The organism is Inquilinus ginsengisoli (genome assembly GCF_031453975.1).
In the GTDB taxonomy this organism is placed as follows: domain Bacteria; phylum Pseudomonadota; class Alphaproteobacteria; order DSM-16000; family Inquilinaceae; genus Inquilinus; species Inquilinus ginsengisoli_A.
In genome coordinates, this window is sequence record NZ_JAVDPW010000010.1 from 123,004 (window position 1) to 140,177 (window position 17,174).

Sequence of the window (17,174 nt, forward strand, 5' to 3'; positions counted from 1 at the left end):
TTCGTCCGGTTGCGAAACGCCGGCGCATCGGCCATACCAAAGCCGAAATGACCGATCAGCGTCGACCCCCGACAGCCAAGCCCGGAAGCCCGTCCCGCCAGGAGCGCGAGGCCGCGGCGCTGCGCGCCAACCTGGCGCGGCGCAAGGCGCAGGGCCGGGGGCGGGCGGCGGTCGAGGGCGAAGCGGGTGCGGCCGGCGGCGAGACCGGGCGCGATGACGAGACGAGGGGTTAGGCCGTGACGATCATGTCCGACATCTGGATCCGCGAGCGGGCGCTCGGGGACACTATGATCGAGCCCTTCGTCGAGCGGCAGAAGCGCGAGGGCACCATCTCCTACGGCCTGTCGAGCTACGGCTACGACGCCCGCGTCTCCGACGAGTTCCTGGTCTTCACCAATGTCGACAGCGCCCTGGTCGACCCGAAGAACTTCGATCCGAAGAGCTTCGTGGAGCGCAAGGGCCCGGTCTGCATCATCCCGCCCAACAGCTTCGCCCTGGCCCGCACGGTCGAGTATTTCCGCATCCCGCGCGACGTGCTGGTGATCTGCCTGGGCAAGTCGACCTATGCCCGCTGCGGCATCATCGTCAACGTCACGCCGCTGGAGCCGGAGTGGGAGGGCCATGTGACGCTGGAATTCTCCAACACCACGCCGCTGCCGGCCAAGATCTACGCCAATGAAGGCGCCTGCCAGTTCCTGTTCCTCAAGGGCGACCAGCCCTGCGAGGTGTCCTATGCCGACCGGGCCGGCAAATACATGGGCCAAAGGGGCGTCACGCTCCCTAAACTCTGACATCATCGTTCGAACGGCGGGCCAGCGGGAGCCATCATGGACAAGATTCGTATCCGGGGCGGTCGCCCCCTCCAGGGCCGGCTCGCGATCAGCGGGGCGAAGAACGCGGCGCTGCCGCTGATGGCGGCGGCGCTGCTGTCGGACGAAACCCTGACCCTGACCAACCTGCCGCATCTCGCCGACATCTCGACCCTGGCGACGCTGCTGGCCCAGCACGGGGTCGAGATCGCGTTGAACGGCGGCGCCGCGGATGGTGCCCAGGGCCGGGTGATCGAGCTGACCGCCCGGCGCATCCGCAGCACCACCGCCCCCTATGATCTGGTGCGGAAGATGCGCGCCAGCGTGCTGGTGCTGGGGCCGCTGGTGGCGCGCGAGGGCCACGCCAAGGTGTCGCTGCCCGGCGGCTGCGCCATCGGCACCCGGCCGGTCGACCTGCACATCATGGGGCTGGAGCAGCTGGGCGCCGAGATCGAGGTGACCGAGGGCTACATCAACGCCCGCGCCCCCAACGGGCTGCAGGGCGCCCGCATCGTGTTCCCCAAGGTGTCGGTCGGCGCCACCGAGAACCTGATGATGGCGGCCTCTCTGGCCCGCGGCGAGACCGTGCTGGTCAACGCCGCGCGTGAGCCGGAGATCGTCGACCTCGCCGCCTGCCTCAACGCCATGGGCGCGTCGATCGAAGGGGCGGGGACCGACACCATCCGCATCCAGGGCCGTGACCGGCTGCACCGGGCGACCCACCGCATCGTCGCCGATCGGATCGAGACCGGCACCTATGTCATGGCCGCGGCCGCGACCGGCGGCGAGGTCGAGCTGGTCGGCACCAGCCTGCACCTGATCGAGGCCGCGGCCGACGTGCTGCGCGGCGCCGGGGTCGAGTTCGAGCCGACGGTGGACGGCTTCAAGGTGCGCCGCACCGGCGACCTGGTCGGCGTCGACGTGATGACCGAGCCCTATCCCGGCTTCCCCACCGATCTGCAGGCCCAGATGATGGGGCTGATGACGATGGCCAAGGGCGCCTCGATGATCACCGAGACGATCTTCGAGAATCGCTTCATGCATGTGCCCGAGCTGGTGCGGATGGGTGCCAACGTCACCATCCACGGCGCCTCGGCCCTGGTGCGCGGCGTGCCCAGGCTGACCGGCGCCCCGGTGATGGCGACCGATCTGCGCGCCAGCGTCTCGCTGGTCATCGCCGGGCTTGTGGCCCAGGGCGAGACCCTGCTGAACCGGGTCTACCACCTCGACCGCGGCTACGAGCGGCTGGAGGAGAAGCTGGCCGCCTGCGGCGCCGACGTCACCCGCATCAAGGCCGACTGATCCCGTGGCCGAGGTGACCACCCCTCTGCGCCTGCGCGCCCGGGACAGCGACGACCTCGCCGTGCTCTCGGCCGCGCTGCAGGACGCGATCGTGCCGGTCCACGACGTCACCTTCCTGCGCCGCGAGCGCCGCTTCGTCATGGCGGTGAACCGCTTCTGCTGGGAGGTGCCGGCCGAGGTGATCGAGGGCGAGCAGGTGTGGCAGCGCACTTTGTGCGGCGTGCGGTTCGAGGGCATCGACTCGGCCCAGACCCGCGGCCTCGACCTGCGCGACCGGGCCCGGATGCTCGACCTGCTGGCGATCACGGCGGATGAGGGCGGCATTGTCCTCAGCTTCGCCGGCGACGCCAGCCTGCGCCTGGCCGGCGGCGGCATCGACGTGCTGCTCGAGGACCGCGGCGAACCCTGGCCGACGCCGCAGAAGCCGCAGCACCCGGACTGAGCGTTATCTAAGATTGATCGATCGACCGGTCAGCCTTTGCGCCTCAGCCTCAGTCCAGCCCGCCCTGGGCGCGGAAATGGCCGCGGATCTGCTGGGTCAGGGCGACGAAGCGGGGGTCGCCCATGACCTCCAGCGACCGCGGCTTGGGCAGGGGCACGTCGTAGACCGCGGCGATCGACCCCGGCCGCTCGGTCATCACCAGCACCCGGTCGGCCAGGAACACCGCCTCCGGGATCGAATGGGTGATCAAGAGGATGGTCTTGCGCGTCTCGCGCTGGATCCGCTGCAGCTCGACATTCATCCGCTCGCGGGTCATGGCGTCGAGCGCGCCGAAGGGCTCGTCCATCAGCACGATCGACGGGTCGGTCACCAGCGCCCGGCACAGCGACACCCGCTGCTGCATGCCGCCGGAGAGCTGCCAGGGCAGCTTGGCCTCGAACCCCTCCAGCCCGACCATGCGCAGCAGCTGGCCGGCGCGCTCCAGATAGGGCGCGCGCGGCAGGCGCTTGACCTCGACCGGCATCATCACATTGGCCAGCACGCTGCGCCACGGCAGCAGCAGCGCGTTCTGGAACACGATGCCGGCGTCGCCATGCGGCTTGGCGACCTCGCGCCCGGCCAGGCGGATGCGGCCGGTGCTGGGCGGCAGCAGGCCGGCGATCAGCTTCAGCAGGGTGGACTTGCCGCAGCCGGACGGGCCGACCAGCACCAGGAACTCGCCCTCGTCGATGGTGAAGTCCAGCGGCGCCAGCGACGGCACCTCGCCGTCGCGGCCGCGATAGGTCTTCGACACGCCCTCGACCGCGATCACCGCCGGCCGCGATGCCTCCGCCGTCTCGACCACGCGCAGGCCAGGCCTGGTCATGCCGCTTCCGCTCATTTCGGCAGGAAGTCGTTGGTGTAGAACGCCTTCGGGTCGGGCGCCGCGTCGGCGGCGACGCCGCCATACTGGATCAGCAGCGCCACGCTAGCGGCCATGTTGGCGTCGGTGACGTGGAACGGCCGCTCGGCCTTGGTCTCGTCGGTGCGGTACAGCGGGATGGTGCGCTCGAAGCCCTCCTGCAGCGTCGCCGGCTTGCCTGCTTTGGGCAGCGCCTCCAGCACCGCGGCGGTGGCCTCGGCCGGCGCCTTCTCCGCCGCCTCGACCGACTGGGTGGTGGCCGCCATGAAGCGCCGGATCAGGTCCGGGTTCTCCGCCACCAGATCCTTGGTCACGACGATGCCGGACGACACCATGTTGACCCCGTAATCGGCGAACAGGATCGGGGTGACGTCCTTGCCGGTGGCATCCTTGATCTTCATGCTCTGGTCCATCGAATAGCCCAGCAGCAGGTCGGCCTGGCCGTTGATCACGGCGTTCAGCTTGGTCTGGGCGTCGCCCGAGACGGTCTTGAAGTCGCTCTCCTGCAGCCCGGTCTTCTGCAGGAAGAACGGCCAGATCTGCGACAGCGAATCGCCCGGCGTGGTGGCCACGGTCTTGCCCTTGATGTCATCAGGCGTGCGGATGTTTTTGTCGGTGAAGCCCATCACCGACATCGGGCTCTTCTGCAAGAGCACCCCGACCGAGACCAGCGGCGCGCCCTTGGCCGCGGCCTTGATCATGGTCGGCACGTCGAAATAGCCGAAGCCGACGGTGCCGGCGGCCACCGCCTGGGCGGTCATGGCCGAGCCGCGGCCCTCCTGGATCTCCAGGTCGATGCCCTGGTCGGCGTAGAAGCCGCGGGCCTTGCCGTAGAAGAACGGCGCGTGCTCGCCATAGACGTACCAGTTCAGCATCAGCACGACCTTGTCGGCCGCCTGGGCGGTGCCGGCGGCGAGCACCAGGGCCAGCGCGGCGAGCAGAGTGCGGATCATCGGTTCCTCCCCCTTCGGACTTTGCGCCGCCTCGGGCGGCTTGGACGTTGCGCCGCCTCAGGCGGCGAGGATCAGGTCGCGCCGCCGGCTGGCGTGCCACGGGATCACCAGCCGCTCGACCAGGTCGACCAGCCAGAACAGGATCACGCCCAGCAGCGCCAGGATCACCAGCGCCGCGAACATGGTCGGCAGCTCGAAATTGCCGATCGACCGCTGCAGCACGAAGCCGATGCCGGAATTGGCGCCGACGAATTCGCCGACCACGGCGCCGACCACCGCCAGCGTCACCGCGACCTTGAGGCCGGAGAAGATCGCCGGCATCGCCGCGGGCAGCCCGACCATGCGGAACACCTGCCAGCGGCTGGCGGCCATGGCGCGGGCGAGGTCCAGCGTGTCGGGGTCGAGCGACTTGAAGCCCTGCACCGCCGAGACCACCACCGGGAACACCGCGAGCAGGAAGGCCGAGATCACCTTGGGCTCCAGCCCGAAGCCGAACCACACCACGAACAGCGGCGCGATCGCCACCTTGGGGATCGACTGCGAGAACACCAGCAGCGGGTAGACATAGGCCTCGACCGTGCGGGAGCCCGCGATCAGCATCGCGGTGGGGATGCCGATGGCGGCCGACAGCAGGAAGCCCAGCACCGTGGCCACCGTGGTCGGCACCGCCTGGCGCAGCAGCTCGGGCCCATCGCGCCACAGCGTGACCATCACGTCCCACGGCGCCGGCACCTGGTAGGGCGGCAGGTGGAACACCCGGATCGCCAGGTCCCACAGCCCGATGATGATCAGCAGCAGGACGAACGGCCTGATCCAGCCGGCCTGCAACAGGGCCTGGGCTCGGGCGCTGCGCGCTCCCATCGGCGTCTCCCCGGTCGCTGGGCTGGGCCCGGCAGAAATTAACTCGTTGGTTAAATCCTGCTGTGGCGCGGGGCGGGGGTCAAGAGGGGGCACGCCTTCGGCCTCGGCCGCGAGCGAGGCCTTTCGCAATTCCCAACCCCGTCATTGCGAGGAGGCGAAGCCGACGAAGCAATCCATGGCGCCGGTGCGAGCGGCCCGATGGATTGCTTCGCTGCGCTCGCAATGACGGTGGGGGATTTCCGAAAGGGTCTCGCGATCAGGAGAGGCAAGACAATCGGCTCTCGTGGAGACAGGGCTCCGCGCGGCGACGTTCAACCACGCGGAGCGTCGTTTATTCGGGCTCCCCGCCGTCCCAGTTGTCAGGAGAAATTCCCGGCGGCGGCCTGACGTCGTCTTTGTTGATCTTCGGCTTTTTCGGCGCACCGGCATTATCGGCCGCCGGCTTGCTCGCCATATCGAGCGGTCTCATATCGGTCCAGGCGCCGGACCGTTGGTTCGCGGTCTTGGTCGCATCGTCGGGTTTCTTTGCTGTCATGACGATCTCCTCACGGCATCGAAATGCACTCGGCAAGGCTCGGGCGACAGGGCCTGAAATTCGCAGGCCGCAGCACGCCGCTGCCCGATTTGAGCGGCCGCGCTCACCCGTCTGGAGCGGGCGCGGCCGCACGAAGTGCCAGCGGTACGATCTGGCTTTATCCGGGTCTACTTGATCAACAACGGTGAATAGGGAGCCTCGCTGACGAGCCCCGGCTTCGGCTTGGCCTTATTGGCCTTCGGAACCTGGCCCTCTGCCGGTGGCGTTTTTGCGGCCGGCGCGGGCTTGGCAGTGTTGGTTTCCGGATTTTTCGGACCTGACATGACGATCTCCTCATGATGTCGAAATCGACGAGGCAACGCCGGGGTCTGTCGAGGCGGAAAATTCGCCGGCCCAAGCGCTGCCATTCCAGGCTCGCATAAAATGATATGTTTGGACAAGAAGCCCGGACACCCTGGTCAACGGGTGAAGCATGGCTGGCGATCCCCGCCCGGGCTTGACCGCGATGGGGGCCGGGGTCCTAGCCTGGATCGACGCCGGAATCGGAGATCGCCATGGCACCCGAGCCGTTCACCCTGCATGTCCCCGACGCCGAGATCGCGGATCTGCGCGACCGCCTGGCGCGCACCCGCTGGCCCGATGCGGCGCCCGGCGAGCCCTGGTCGGCCGGCGCCGACGTCGCCTGGGTGCAGGAGCTGGTCGCCTATTGGCGCGACGGCTTCGACTGGCGGGCGGCGGAGGCCCGGCTGAACGCGTTCCCGCAGTTCAAGGTGCCGCTCGGCGGCATCGGCCTGCACTACCTCCATGTCCCGGGGCAGGGACCGGCCCCGATGCCGCTGCTGCTGTCGCATGGCTGGCCGGGATCGGTGTTCGAGTTCACCGACATCATCCCGCGCCTGACCGACCCGGCCCGGTTCGGTGGCGACCCGGCCGATGCCTTCACCGTGGTGGCGCCGTCGCTGCCGGGCTACGGCCTGTCCTTCGCGCCGGGGCAGAGGCGGTTCGGGCCGCCGGAGGCGGCGGATCTGTTCGCCGGGCTGATGACCGATGTGCTGGGCTACCGGCGCTTCGGGGCGCAGGGCGGCGACTGGGGCGCCTTCATCACCGGCAGCCTGGCCCACCGCCACCCCGGGCGGATGATCGGCGTGCACTTCAACCTGCTGTCCGGCCTGGTCGGGTCGGCCCTGCGCCGCGACGATCCGGTGCCGGAGGAGCGGGAGTATCTCGAGCAGCTGGCGGAATGGGACCGCGACAGCCGCGCCTACGCCGTCCTGCAGGGCACCCGGCCGCAGACCCCGGCCTTCGCCCTGACCGATTCCCCGGCCGGGCTGGCCGCCTGGATCGCCGAGAAGTTCCAGGCCTGGGCGGATGGCGGGGTCGACGCCGTGCCGCGCGACGCCATGCTGGCCGACATCGCGCTGTACTGGTTCACCGGCACGATCGGCCCATCCTTCTGGCTGTACTACGCCCGCCAGCACGGCGCGCTGCCGATCCCGGCCGGCGCGACGGTCGGCGTGCCCGCCGGCCATGCCGTCTTCCCCAGGGAGATCCTGCGGCCGCCGCGGGTGGTGGCGGAGCGGGTGTTCACCGATCTGCGCCACTGGACGGTGATGGAGCGCGGCGGCCATTTCGCGGCGCTGGAACAGCCCGAGGCGCTGGCCCGCGACATCCAGGACTTCTTCCGGCCGCTGCGGTGACGGGATTCGGCCTCTTGCGGGCCACTGCTGGCGACTGGTGCGCTGTTTAGAACCGAGGTGCTGTCATTTCGCCTTCTCGTTGCCGATCAGTTCCACATCCACGCCGTCGGCGCAGATATCCCACGTATCGCTGAGCTTGTGCCAAAGCTCATAGGCGGCATCATTGGCCCCTGGCTCCACAATGGGTTTGTCCAGTTTCTCGAACAGGTCGAACTGCGCGACTGGCATCAACGAGCCGGATCGGCCACCAGCGAAAAGAAGACATGCCGATATCGCTTCAGTCACGCGCACGAGGCCCTTGATTGCCTTTGTGAACTTGTCAGCGGTTATCTTGAGGTCCGGAGTTTTCCTTCTCGATTCTGGTCCACCCGAGTGAGCGAGGTAGGCATCGCTCCACTTCGCTAGGTCGTCAGCACCGCTATCTTCGAGCCACTTTTCAATCGTCGTTATAAGAGAGAGCGGGAGGCAGTCCTCGCGGCTTCGCGAGGCCGGGTCAATACCGGCTAATCTATCGAACTGTACATGAGCTGATTCAGAGCTGCCGTCAGCTTCCGGACCGGCAGTTGGCACCCAAACGCCTGCTTGGCTCTGGCCTTTGGTATAATTGAGCAAGCGTGCATGCCTAACTGCCTCGTAGTCATAAGGCAGGCCATCAAAGCAAACATAGTTTTCCCGTGTGAACAAAGAAAAATTGCGCTTAATCTCAGATACAAGTCTTCGTATTGATATTCGGTCCTTTTGTGTCTGCTCCATCAGCCTTCGTATCGCTAGAGTTTGTCTGGCGACATAACCGCCGAGGATTAGGTCAACCATGACGTAATTATTGAGAGGATTCTCATCATTCAGGGATGCAAAATTTGATAGAAATTTGAGAGAAACTTCAGCCCAGATCATTGAATGCAACGTATTCCATATTGCATGGTGTTCATCCGTATCTATCCAAGAAAGCCATATGCGTCGTCTGGCGCGATAGGACTCAAGCGCAGGCCGCCGTTCCACAGGAACATCACATTGGGCAAGGTTGTAAGCATAATCGTCGGACATGACATCCTCAGCACCGAGATAGCTCGGAATGGTGGCCCTTTGGATTGGCTCATTCAGATCAATCGCAACTCTACGCTTCTGGACATGATCGACGCGCCGACCGGTCGAGCATCTCGCTCGGGATGCTGACGCACCTTCCGTTTAGCGTAAACCAGCCATCCGATGAGTTATGCTAGGTGACCGCTTTCTGTCCCTTGTGGACGGTCGTCCTCACCGCCGCAGCGCCGACAGCACCAGATCGGTCATATGGGCCAGGCGCTCGGCCCGGGCCTCGGCCTCGAACAGGTCGCGGTCGAAGATGACGCCGAGGGTCCAGCGGTTGGACACGTAGAAATACGCCAGCCCGGCGATCGAGATGTAGAGCTGCACCGGGTCGATGCCGGGGCGGAAGGCGCCGGCGGCCACGCCGCGGGCCAGCACCTCGCCGATCATCCCGACGAAGGGAGAGTGCAGCGGCCGGACGCTGTCCGACCGGCGCAGGTGCCGGCCCTGGTACAGGTTCTCCTGGTTCAGCAGGGTCAGGAATTCCGGGTGCTCCAGGAAATAGCTCCAGGTGAACTCGACCAGCCGGGCGATCGCCGCGTCCGGCGCCAGGCTCTCCAGGTTCAGCGCCCGTTCGGCGATGCGGATGCGGGCATAGGCCGCCTCCAGCACCGCCAGGTACAGCGTCTCCTTGTTGCCGACATGGTAGTACAGCATGCGCTTGTTGGCGCCGGCCGCCGCGGCGATGCGATCGATCCGGGCGTCGCCGAAGCCGTGGCGGGCGAACTCCTCCAGCGCGGCGTCGAGGATGCGCTGGCGCATGCCGGCCGGGTCGCGCTGCCAGCGCACCCGCATCTTTCCCGCTGCCTCGATCCGCTCCAAAGCCTCGCCCCCGCTGCCTCCGCCCATTTGTCCGCAGCCGGGGCGCGGGTGGAAGGGAAAAGCGGGGACGTAAACAATTTGTTCATTGCGATAACGCATCGTTTTGTTCATGATATGTTCCATGACCAAGGCACGATCAGCACCCGCGGAGGCCGCACCGACCGACCAGGAGTGGACGGATTGGGAGCTGGGGCATCTGCGCGAGCTGGCCGAGCTGAGCATGCAGATGGTGCGGATGGTGGCGCAGCAGCAGGAAGCGGCCATTGCCGCCACCCCTGCCGCTGCGGACACTGGCTCCGCCAGCCCCGATTTCATGCTGATGTTTACCCGCGGCGCCCGCGCCGTGCGCCTGACCCTGGCGATGGTGGAGAAGGTCCGCGACGCCCACCGAGCCCGGGCCGCCGAGGCCCAGGCCGTGCGCGACCGCCGCTGGCGCCGCCGCCGTCTGGTCGAGCGCGTGGCCACGGTCGCGATCGACCTCACCGACAATGGCGGCGCGCAGGCACCGATCAAAGCGATGCGGGACCGGCTGCAGGAGCAGCTGCGGGAGAGCGAGAGGCTCGACGCCGAGCTTGACGCCGCGTCGCCCCACGAGCTGTTCGTCCGGATCTTCCGGCACCTCCGGCTGATGCCGGGCCCCGGACGGTGGCCGCAGACCTGGCGGGAGGGGGCTGATCCGGCCAAGGATGGCGACGACTATCAGCCCAAGGGGACGCCGCCCAGCTGGAAGCCCCCGGCCCGCTGGATCCCCCGGCAGGACTGGATGAGCGAGGCAGACCACGCGCTGATGCGCGACGAGGTCGACACCAGCTGAGCGCCGGGTCGTCCGCTGCGAAACCGTTTGCGTTGCCTCTCCCGCCCTGCGGAAGAGGCCGGAGGCGCTTGCGCGTCAGGCGTAGGTTGGGTTCGCACTTACGAACCCGACACCCCGCGGCCTGGGTCATTGTTGGGTTCGCAAAAGCGAACCCAACCTACGAGGCTCGGACCGGTTCCCCCCAATCGTCGTTGCGAGGAGGCGAAGCCGACGAAGCAATCCATCGCGCCGCCTGGCATGGATCGCCGCGTCGCTTCGTTTCTCGCGATGACGGAGGGGGCGGCCCGACCGAAGCCGGGAACCAGTAGCGGCATCGCGGTTTTGCTTCCTATGATGCGGTCACGGGCCCGGTTCGCGGGATGATCGTCGGTTGGAACAGGGAGAGCCCCATGTGCACCCGTCACCATCGCCATTCGATCTTCTGCATCCTGCCGCCCTATCTGTTGCGCTCGGTGCTCGCCAACGGCAGCAAGGCGCAGAAGGCGGCGGCCAGCCGCGCGCTGGGCATCGACAGCACCCTGCGGTCGATGCGGGCCCAGCTGGCCGTGGCCCAGAGCCTGTCGGCGCGCCGCAGCCGCAAGCTGGCCTTGCCGCCGTCGCGGCAGCGCAGCATCTACACCGCCGATGGCGGCGAGGGCCTGCCGGGCAAGCTGGTGCGCGCCGAAGGGCAGGGGCCGTCCGGCGACGTCGCGGCCGACGAAGCCTATGACGGGCTGGGCCACACCTTCGATTTCTTCCTGCAGGCCTACCGGCGCAACTCGATCGACGACGACGGCATGGCGCTGGACGCCACCGTGCATTACGGCGACCGCTACAACAACGCCTTCTGGAACGGCCAGCGCATGGTGTTCGGCGATGGCGACGGCGACCTGTTCAACCGCTTCACCAGTTCGCTCGACGTCATCGGCCATGAGCTCGGCCATGGCGTCACCGAGGACGAGGCCGGCCTCGTCTACATGCAGCAGCCGGGCGCGCTGAACGAATCCCTGTCCGACGTCTGGGGCTCGCTGATCAAGCAATGGGTGCTGAAGCAGACCGCCGACAAGGCCGACTGGATCATCGGCGCGGGGCTCCTGACCAAGAAGGTCCAGGGCATCGGGTTGCGGTCGATGAAGGCGCCGGGCACCGCCTATGACGACCCGGTGCTGGGCCGCGACCGCCAGCCCGGTCACATGAAGGACTATGTCGACACCATGCAGGACAATGGCGGCGTCCACATCAACTCCGGCATCCCGAACCGGGCCTTCACTCTCGCCGCCACCGCCATCGGCGGCTATGCCTGGGAGCGGGCGGGCCGGATCTGGTATGATGCGGTGCGTGACGCCCGGGTGACCGACACCACCAAATTCGCCGATTTCGCCGCGGTGACGGTGGATGTCGCGGCCCGGCTGCCGGGGTCGAAGAAGGCCGAGGTCAAGGCGGTGGCCGACGCCTGGAAGCAGGTCGGGGTGCCGACCAGCTGACGCTTTGCAAGGAACGGGAGATGCGGGTCACCATCGCGATGCCGAGCACGGGTCTGTTCTACGCGCCGGGGCTGGCCGAGCCGGTGGTGCTGGAGCTGTCGGCGCTGCCGCCGGAAGAGGCCGCGCGGATCCAGGCGCTGGTGCATGACGCGAAATTCCTCGACCGCGCGGCGGCGCCCGAGGCGCTGACCCGGCCGATGCCGGACGCCCGGCAGTTCACGGTGACGGTGGAGCAGGCCGACCGCAGCCGCACCCTGCACCTGGCCGAACCGATCGCCGACCCGGCGCTGAAGGCCCTGGTCGGCTGCCTGGTGGAGCAGGTGCGGGCGCTGCGGGAGAAGAAGCGGCAATAGTCTGGCGCCGGAGCCACCCCCCAATCGTGATTGCGAGGAGGCGCAGCCGACGAAGCCATCCATGCCAGGAGGCGCCATGGATTGCTTCGCTGCGCTCGCAATGACGGAGAAGGCTGAGAAGCCTTCACCCCGCCTGCGGGATCGGGGCGCCGACCGGTCCGCGGCCGCCCTGCGGGGCGCGGATGCCGGTCAGGTCGGCCCAGCGGTAGCGGTCCATGGCCAGGCCTTCCAGGTCGATCTCGGCGCGGCGGCCGGACAGGATGTCCGACATCACCCGGCCGGAACCGCAGGCCATGGTCCAGCCCAGCGTGCCATGGCCGGTGTTGAGGAACAGGTTGCCATAGGGCGTGCGGCCGACCACCGGGGTGCCGTCCGGCGTCATCGGCCGCATGCCGGTCCAGAAGCTGGCACGGCTGACGTCGCCGCCGCGCGGGAACAGGTCGGTGACCGAATGCTCCAGCGTCGCCCGGCGCGCGTCCCACAGCTTGCTGCTGAACCCCGCCAGCTCGGCGGTGCCGCCGACCCGGATGCGGTCGCCCAGTCGGGTGATCGCCACCTTGTAGGTCTCGTCCATCACGGTTGAGACCGGCGCGCCGTCGGCCTCGGTCACCGGCACGGTGATCGAATAGCCCTTGACCGGATAGACCGGGATCTCGATGCCCAGCGGCTTCAGCAGCAGCGGGGAGTAGCTGCCCAGCGCCAGCACATAGCTGTCGGCGCGCAGGATCTCGCCGCCCTCCAGCGCCACGCCGCCGATGCGGCTGCCGTCGCTCTGCAGCCCGGCGATCCTGGCGCCCCAGCGGAAGGTGACGCCGAGAGCGGCGGCCAGCTTGGCCAGGTTGTTGGTGAACTTGAAGCAGTCGCCGGTCTCGTCGCCCGGCAGGCGCAGGCCGCCGGCGATCTTGCCGCTGACCGCGGCCAGGGCCGGCTCGGCCACGGCGCAGGCGGCCGGGTCCAGCACCTCGTAGGGGACACCGGCCTCCTGCAGCACGGCGATGTCCTTGGCCGCGGCGTCGACCTGCTTCTGGGTGCGGAACAGCTGCAGCGTGCCCTGGGCCTTGTCGTCATAGGCGATGCCGGTGTCGGCGCGCAGCTGCACCAGGCAGTCGCGGCTGTACTCGGCCAGCCGGACCATCCGGGCCTTGTTCACGGCATAGCGGCCGGCGGTGCAGTTGCGCAGCATCTGCGCCAGCCACAGCCACTGCCGCGGGTCCAGTTGCGGGCGCAGCACGAAGGGGCTGTGCTGCATCAGCATCCACTTGATCGCCTTCAGCGGCACGCCCGGCGCCGCCCAGGGCGCGGAATAGCCGGGCGAGACCTGGCCGGCATTGGCGAAGCTGGTCTCGTTCGCCGGCCCGTCCTGGCGGTCGATCACGGTGACGTCGTGGCCGGAGCGGGCGAGGTAATAGGCGGTGGTCACGCCGATGACGCCGGCGCCGAGGACGATGACCTTCACGACGGGACTCCTTCGAGAACCAGGACGGGTGATGAGGCGGCCGGCGCGGCGTCGACATGGTCGCGCCGGAAGCGGCGGCCGAAACGGGACAGGATCTCGTAGCCGATGGTGCCGGCCTCGGCGGCGAGGCCGTCGACGCTGCGGTGTGGGCCGATCAGGTCGACCAGGGTGCCGGGGCGCAGCGCACCTTCGGGCAGGGCAGAGGCGTCGAGGGTGATCGAGTCCATCGACACCGCGCCGACGACCGGCAGGGCAACGTCGCCGAGATACGCCGCGGCGCCGCGATGGCCCAGGCTGCGCGGGAAACCGTCGGCATAGCCGACCGCCAGGGTGGCGATGCGGCGCGGCCCATCGGCGCGGAAGTGCAGGCCGTAGCCGACGGCATCGCCGGCCGCGATGATGCGGGTCTGCACCACCCGCGCCTGCAGCCGCACCACCTGATGCAGCGGGTTCGGCGCCCCGATGGTCGGGGCCAGGCCGTACAGCGCGGCGCCGGGCCGGGCGAGGTCGTAGTGGAAGGTGGGGCCGAGGAATATGGCGGAGGAGTTCGCCAACGACGCCGGCGCGGCCGGCAGGCGGCGGCGGGCGACGTCGAAGCGCAGGCGCTGCATGCCGTTGGCCGAGTTGTCCGGCTGCTCGGCGCAGGCGAGGTGGCTCATCACCAGCCGCAGGTCGATGCCGTCCAGCCGGTGCGGCTCGGCGGCGATGCGGTCCAGCTCGGCCGGAGCCAGGCCCATGCGCGACATGCCGGTGTCGAGCTGCAACGCCGCCGGCAGCCTGGTCTCGCGGCGCCGCGCCAGGGCGGCCCAGGCCTCGACCTGCTCCAGGCTGTTCAGCACCGGGGTGAGATTGTGGGCGAGGGCGATGTCCTCGCAGCCCGGCATCAGCCCGTGCAGCACGGAGATTTCCGCCGCCTCCGGCACATGCGGCCGCAGCGCGATGCCCTCCTCGAGATGGGCGACGAAGAAGTGGCGGCAGCCCGCCGCGGCCAGCACCGGGGCGACGCGGTCGGCGCCCAGCCCGTAGGCGTCGGCCTTCAGCACCGCGGCGCAGGCGGTGCGGCCGAGCCGCCCGCGCAGCGTCCGCCAGTTGTCGCGGATCGCGCCGAGATCGACGGTCAGCGTGGCGCCGGACAGGTCGGGGAGGGGGCTGTGCATGGGGCCTGACCGCAGGGGATCGGAACGCCCTCAGAATACGGCGGGAGGCCCCCGCTGATCCTTGATTTCCATTGATCCTTCTGCGGCCGGATGGTCAGGTGTTCGCAGCAAATTCGGCGCTTTTCGCAGAAACCACACATGACCTCGCTCGACGCCATCGACCGCAAGATCATCCAGCTGCTGCGCGGCGACGGGCGGATGAGCAATTCCGACCTGGCCGAGGCGGTCGGGCTGTCGCAATCGGCCTGCCTGCGCCGGCGCCAGTTGATGGAGCATGCCGGCATCATCCGTGGCTACACCGCGCTGATCGACGAGCCCGACGTGGCCAACCCGACCATCGCCATCGTCCAGATCACGCTGGAGCGCCAGACCGAGGAGTACCTCGCCCGCTTCGAGGCGGCGGTGCGGAAATGCCCCGAGGTCGACCAGTGCTACCTGATGACGGGCATGTCGGATTATCTGCTGCGCGTGGTCGCCCGTGACACCGCCGATTACGAGCGCATCCACAAGGAGCAGCTGTCGCGCATGCCCGGCGTGTTGCGCATCCAGTCCGCCTTCACCCTGCGCAGCGTGATCCGCGGCAATTCGGGGGTGTAGAACTTGGCATTCAGCACCTGGGGATCAGCCGTGATCCCGCAGGTGCCGGTCCAGATAGGCCCGGCCCGACGCCGTCAGCTGCACCACCGGGACGCCGCCGGCCTGCTGCGCCTGGGTGACCAGGCGGCGGTCGTTCGCCTCCTCCCACACCGGCAGGCGCGGGCAGGAGGTGCGCCAGGCGTCCATCACATCGGCATAGGGCCGGTCCGTCTTCCCGATCCATTCCAGCATGTCGAGCAGCAGGGCATCGACCGTGTCGCTCATGGCGACCTCCAGGACGTGAATGCGAGGCGGATCCTAACATACCGGCCGGCGGTGGGCGCCGCGGCCTCTACTCCGCCTTCCACACGCCCCACAGCCGGGCCGTGCCCGGCGCCCAGTCGGCATAGCCACGGACCTTCGGCCCGGCTGCGGTCACCTGCACCGGGTTGAACAGCCCGATCACCGGCACCTGCTCGGCCATGCGGGCGTGCAGCCTGTCGAACACTGCCTGCCGCGCCGCCTTGTCCTCCACCGTCTTGGCCTCGTCCAGCCAGGCGATCGCCTGCGGATCCTCCCACTGGCTGGTCGGGTCGTCGTCCTTGCTGCCGACGATGGAATCATAGGCCAGCGCCGGGTCGGCCCGGCCGGAGAAGGTGAAGACCGAGGCCTGGAACTTGCCCTCGCGGTAGTTCTGCAGCTGGGTCGCCCAGTCCAGCGTATCGAGCCGGGCGTCGATGCCGGCGCCGGCCAGCAGCCCCTGGATCATCAGCGCCGCCTCGTACTGGCCGGTGGGGCGGTTGTTGGTCTGGATCCGCAGGGTGGCGCCGGCATGGCCCGCCTCCTGCAGCAGCTTCGCGGCCGCCACTAGGTCGAAGGCCGGCCACGCCGCCTCGGCCTGGGTGTGGTAGGCGCTGGCGACGGCGACGGCGGATGGGTTGGGGGTGGCGAGGCCGAAGCTCGCCGCCTCGGCCACCTGCTTGCCGTCGATCGCCTGGGCCAGGGCCTGGCGCACCCGGACGTCGGACAGCAGCGGGTCGCGGGTCTGCAGCAGCAGCACCGCCCAGGACAGGGTCGGCGTCACCGTCACCTGCGCGCCCATCGCCTTCATCGCGTCCATCTCGGTCGGGCCGACATCGTTGATGATGTCGACCTGGCCGGCCTGGAGGGCCGCGTTCATCACTGAACGGTCGGGAATGACGACAAAACGCAGCTGCTCCGCCAGCGCCTGGCGGCCGCCGACCATGCCGTCGCGCGAGCCGGGCAGGGGGCTGTAGCCGGGGAAGCGGGTCAGCTCGAGATAGCGGTTCTTCTGCCAGTCGCCGAACACATAGGGGCCGGTGCCGACCGGCCTGATCCAGGCGCCGTCCGGGCCGACCGAGGATGGGCTCAGGATCACCGCGTCGCACTGGATGCTGGCCATGTTGACCAGGAACATGGCGCTGCGCCGGTCGAGCCGGAACACCGCGGTGCGCGGATCCGGCGTCTCCACCGCCACCACCTTGGGGCCGTTGCGCCCGTCGAAGCGGTCGAGGCACTGCCACTGCGTCGCCGGGTCGAGATAGCGCTTCCAGCTCCACGCCACCTCGGCCGAGGTCAGCGGCTTGCCGTCATGGAAGCCGACGCCGTCGCGGAGATGGAAGGTGTAGGCGGTGCCGTCGGGCGACACGTCGATGCTCGAGGCCAGCAGCGGCGCCACGGTCAGGTCCTCGCGCGGCGCGACCAGCCCCTCGACCACATGCTGTAGCACCACGTCGGAGTTGAAGTCGCGCTGCACCCCCGGATTGCTGCTGCGGATGTCGGCGTTGAGCGCGATCGACAGCAGCGGAGTCTGGCGCGGCGCCGGGGCCTCGGCGTGCGCCATGCCGGGCACGAGGAGGAGAGCGAGGACGCCGATCCAGGGACGCAGCTTGGTCATCACGAACCTCCCCATGATTTTTTCGTTGA

20 protein-coding genes are annotated in these 17,174 nt (G+C 68.6%); 9 read left to right on the forward strand and 11 right to left on the reverse strand.

The genetic code is table 11. The features are described 5' to 3' along the window. Nucleotides 1–47 precede the first annotated feature (47 nt). Genes E9232_RS26830 through E9232_RS26845 form a run of 4 tightly spaced genes read left to right on the forward strand, consistent with a single transcriptional unit; the run spans nucleotide 48 to nucleotide 2,553 of the window. A complete protein-coding gene (locus E9232_RS26830) occupies nucleotides 48–233 on the forward strand; it encodes a hypothetical protein (RefSeq protein ID WP_309799331.1) in 186 nt (61 codons plus the stop codon). A gap of 12 nt (nucleotides 234–245) precedes the next feature. After that, entirely contained in the window at nucleotides 246–791 is a 546-nt protein-coding gene (gene dcd, locus E9232_RS26835; protein ID WP_374710659.1) for a dCTP deaminase, read from the forward strand. A 36-nt stretch (nucleotides 792–827) separates the two neighbouring features. Further along, a complete protein-coding gene (gene murA, locus E9232_RS26840) occupies nucleotides 828–2,111 on the forward strand; it encodes a UDP-N-acetylglucosamine 1-carboxyvinyltransferase (RefSeq protein ID WP_309799335.1) in 1,284 nt (427 codons plus the stop codon). 4 nt (nucleotides 2,112–2,115) lie between these two features. Continuing rightward, the gene (locus tag E9232_RS26845; RefSeq protein WP_309799337.1) at nucleotides 2,116–2,553 is read left to right on the forward strand and encodes a DUF2948 family protein; all 438 of its coding nucleotides are present in this window, start codon (nucleotides 2,116–2,118) and stop codon (nucleotides 2,551–2,553) included. 49 nt (nucleotides 2,554–2,602) lie between these two features. Here E9232_RS26845 and E9232_RS26850 read toward each other — a convergent pair whose 3' ends face one another. The 5 genes from E9232_RS26850 to E9232_RS26870 form a co-directional block, all read right to left on the reverse strand. After that, nucleotides 2,603–3,418, reverse strand: coding sequence for an ABC transporter ATP-binding protein (locus tag E9232_RS26850; protein WP_309799339.1), 816 nt, complete (start codon nucleotides 3,416–3,418; stop codon nucleotides 2,603–2,605). Between the two features lie 11 nt (nucleotides 3,419–3,429). Beyond that, nucleotides 3,430–4,407: an ABC transporter substrate-binding protein gene (locus tag E9232_RS26855; protein WP_309799341.1), complete on the reverse strand. Its 978-nt coding sequence runs from the start codon at nucleotides 4,405–4,407 to the stop codon at nucleotides 3,430–3,432. A gap of 57 nt (nucleotides 4,408–4,464) precedes the next feature. Continuing rightward, nucleotides 4,465–5,268, reverse strand: coding sequence for an ABC transporter permease (locus E9232_RS26860; RefSeq protein WP_309799343.1), 804 nt, complete (start codon nucleotides 5,266–5,268; stop codon nucleotides 4,465–4,467). A gap of 331 nt (nucleotides 5,269–5,599) precedes the next feature. Next, nucleotides 5,600–5,803 (reverse strand): hypothetical protein, encoded by a 204-nt coding sequence (locus E9232_RS26865; RefSeq protein WP_309799344.1) that lies wholly within the window; start codon nucleotides 5,801–5,803, stop codon nucleotides 5,600–5,602. 167 nt (nucleotides 5,804–5,970) lie between these two features. Continuing rightward, the gene (locus E9232_RS26870; protein WP_309799346.1) at nucleotides 5,971–6,126 is read right to left on the reverse strand and encodes a hypothetical protein; all 156 of its coding nucleotides are present in this window, start codon (nucleotides 6,124–6,126) and stop codon (nucleotides 5,971–5,973) included. A 231-nt stretch (nucleotides 6,127–6,357) separates the two neighbouring features. Here E9232_RS26870 and E9232_RS26875 point away from each other — a divergent pair, with 231 nt between their 5' ends. Beyond that, the gene (locus E9232_RS26875; protein ID WP_309799348.1) at nucleotides 6,358–7,500 is read left to right on the forward strand and encodes an epoxide hydrolase family protein; all 1,143 of its coding nucleotides are present in this window, start codon (nucleotides 6,358–6,360) and stop codon (nucleotides 7,498–7,500) included. 63 nt (nucleotides 7,501–7,563) lie between these two features. On the opposite strand, the gene E9232_RS26880 is transcribed toward E9232_RS26875, so the two are convergent. Both E9232_RS26880 and E9232_RS26885 read right to left on the reverse strand, forming a co-directional pair. Beyond that, the gene (locus E9232_RS26880) at nucleotides 7,564–8,544 is read right to left on the reverse strand and encodes a hypothetical protein (RefSeq protein ID WP_309799350.1); all 981 of its coding nucleotides are present in this window, start codon (nucleotides 8,542–8,544) and stop codon (nucleotides 7,564–7,566) included. Between the two features lie 210 nt (nucleotides 8,545–8,754). Continuing rightward, complete coding sequence (locus tag E9232_RS26885) at nucleotides 8,755–9,435, reverse strand: TetR family transcriptional regulator (protein ID WP_309799352.1); 681 nt, start codon at nucleotides 9,433–9,435, stop codon at nucleotides 8,755–8,757. Nucleotides 9,436–9,529: 94 nt separating this feature from the next. Here E9232_RS26885 and E9232_RS26890 point away from each other — a divergent pair, with 94 nt between their 5' ends. From E9232_RS26890 to E9232_RS26900, 3 genes are all read left to right on the forward strand, one after another. Further along, nucleotides 9,530–10,222 carry a hypothetical protein gene (locus tag E9232_RS26890; protein ID WP_309799354.1) on the forward strand — a complete coding sequence of 231 codons (693 nt, stop codon included), beginning with the start codon at nucleotides 9,530–9,532 and terminating at the stop codon, nucleotides 10,220–10,222. A 389-nt stretch (nucleotides 10,223–10,611) separates the two neighbouring features. Next, on the forward strand, nucleotides 10,612–11,685 hold the full coding sequence (locus E9232_RS26895) for a M4 family metallopeptidase (protein WP_309799356.1): 1,074 nt from the start codon (nucleotides 10,612–10,614) through the stop codon (nucleotides 11,683–11,685). A 20-nt stretch (nucleotides 11,686–11,705) separates the two neighbouring features. After that, the gene (locus tag E9232_RS26900) at nucleotides 11,706–12,038 is read left to right on the forward strand and encodes a protealysin inhibitor emfourin (RefSeq protein ID WP_309799358.1); all 333 of its coding nucleotides are present in this window, start codon (nucleotides 11,706–11,708) and stop codon (nucleotides 12,036–12,038) included. Between the two features lie 124 nt (nucleotides 12,039–12,162). Here E9232_RS26900 and E9232_RS26905 read toward each other — a convergent pair whose 3' ends face one another. Together E9232_RS26905 and alr are read right to left on the reverse strand one after the other, a co-directional pair. Continuing rightward, a complete protein-coding gene (locus E9232_RS26905; RefSeq protein ID WP_309799359.1) occupies nucleotides 12,163–13,494 on the reverse strand; it encodes a D-amino acid dehydrogenase in 1,332 nt (443 codons plus the stop codon). Next, the gene (alr, locus tag E9232_RS26910; RefSeq protein WP_309799361.1) at nucleotides 13,491–14,651 is read right to left on the reverse strand and encodes an alanine racemase; all 1,161 of its coding nucleotides are present in this window, start codon (nucleotides 14,649–14,651) and stop codon (nucleotides 13,491–13,493) included. Before alr ends, E9232_RS26905 begins: the two co-directional genes overlap by 4 nt. Nucleotides 14,652–14,789: 138 nt before the next feature. Between alr and E9232_RS26915 the strand changes: the two genes are divergently transcribed. Beyond that, nucleotides 14,790–15,248 (forward strand): Lrp/AsnC family transcriptional regulator, encoded by a 459-nt coding sequence (locus E9232_RS26915; protein ID WP_309799363.1) that lies wholly within the window; start codon nucleotides 14,790–14,792, stop codon nucleotides 15,246–15,248. Between the two features lie 24 nt (nucleotides 15,249–15,272). Here E9232_RS26915 and E9232_RS26920 read toward each other — a convergent pair whose 3' ends face one another. Together E9232_RS26920 and E9232_RS26925 are read right to left on the reverse strand one after the other, a co-directional pair. Beyond that, on the reverse strand, nucleotides 15,273–15,512 hold the full coding sequence (locus E9232_RS26920; protein WP_309799365.1) for a hypothetical protein: 240 nt from the start codon (nucleotides 15,510–15,512) through the stop codon (nucleotides 15,273–15,275). A 67-nt stretch (nucleotides 15,513–15,579) separates the two neighbouring features. Continuing rightward, complete coding sequence (locus E9232_RS26925; RefSeq protein WP_309799366.1) at nucleotides 15,580–17,145, reverse strand: ABC transporter substrate-binding protein; 1,566 nt, start codon at nucleotides 17,143–17,145, stop codon at nucleotides 15,580–15,582. Nucleotides 17,146–17,174 lie beyond the last annotated feature (29 nt).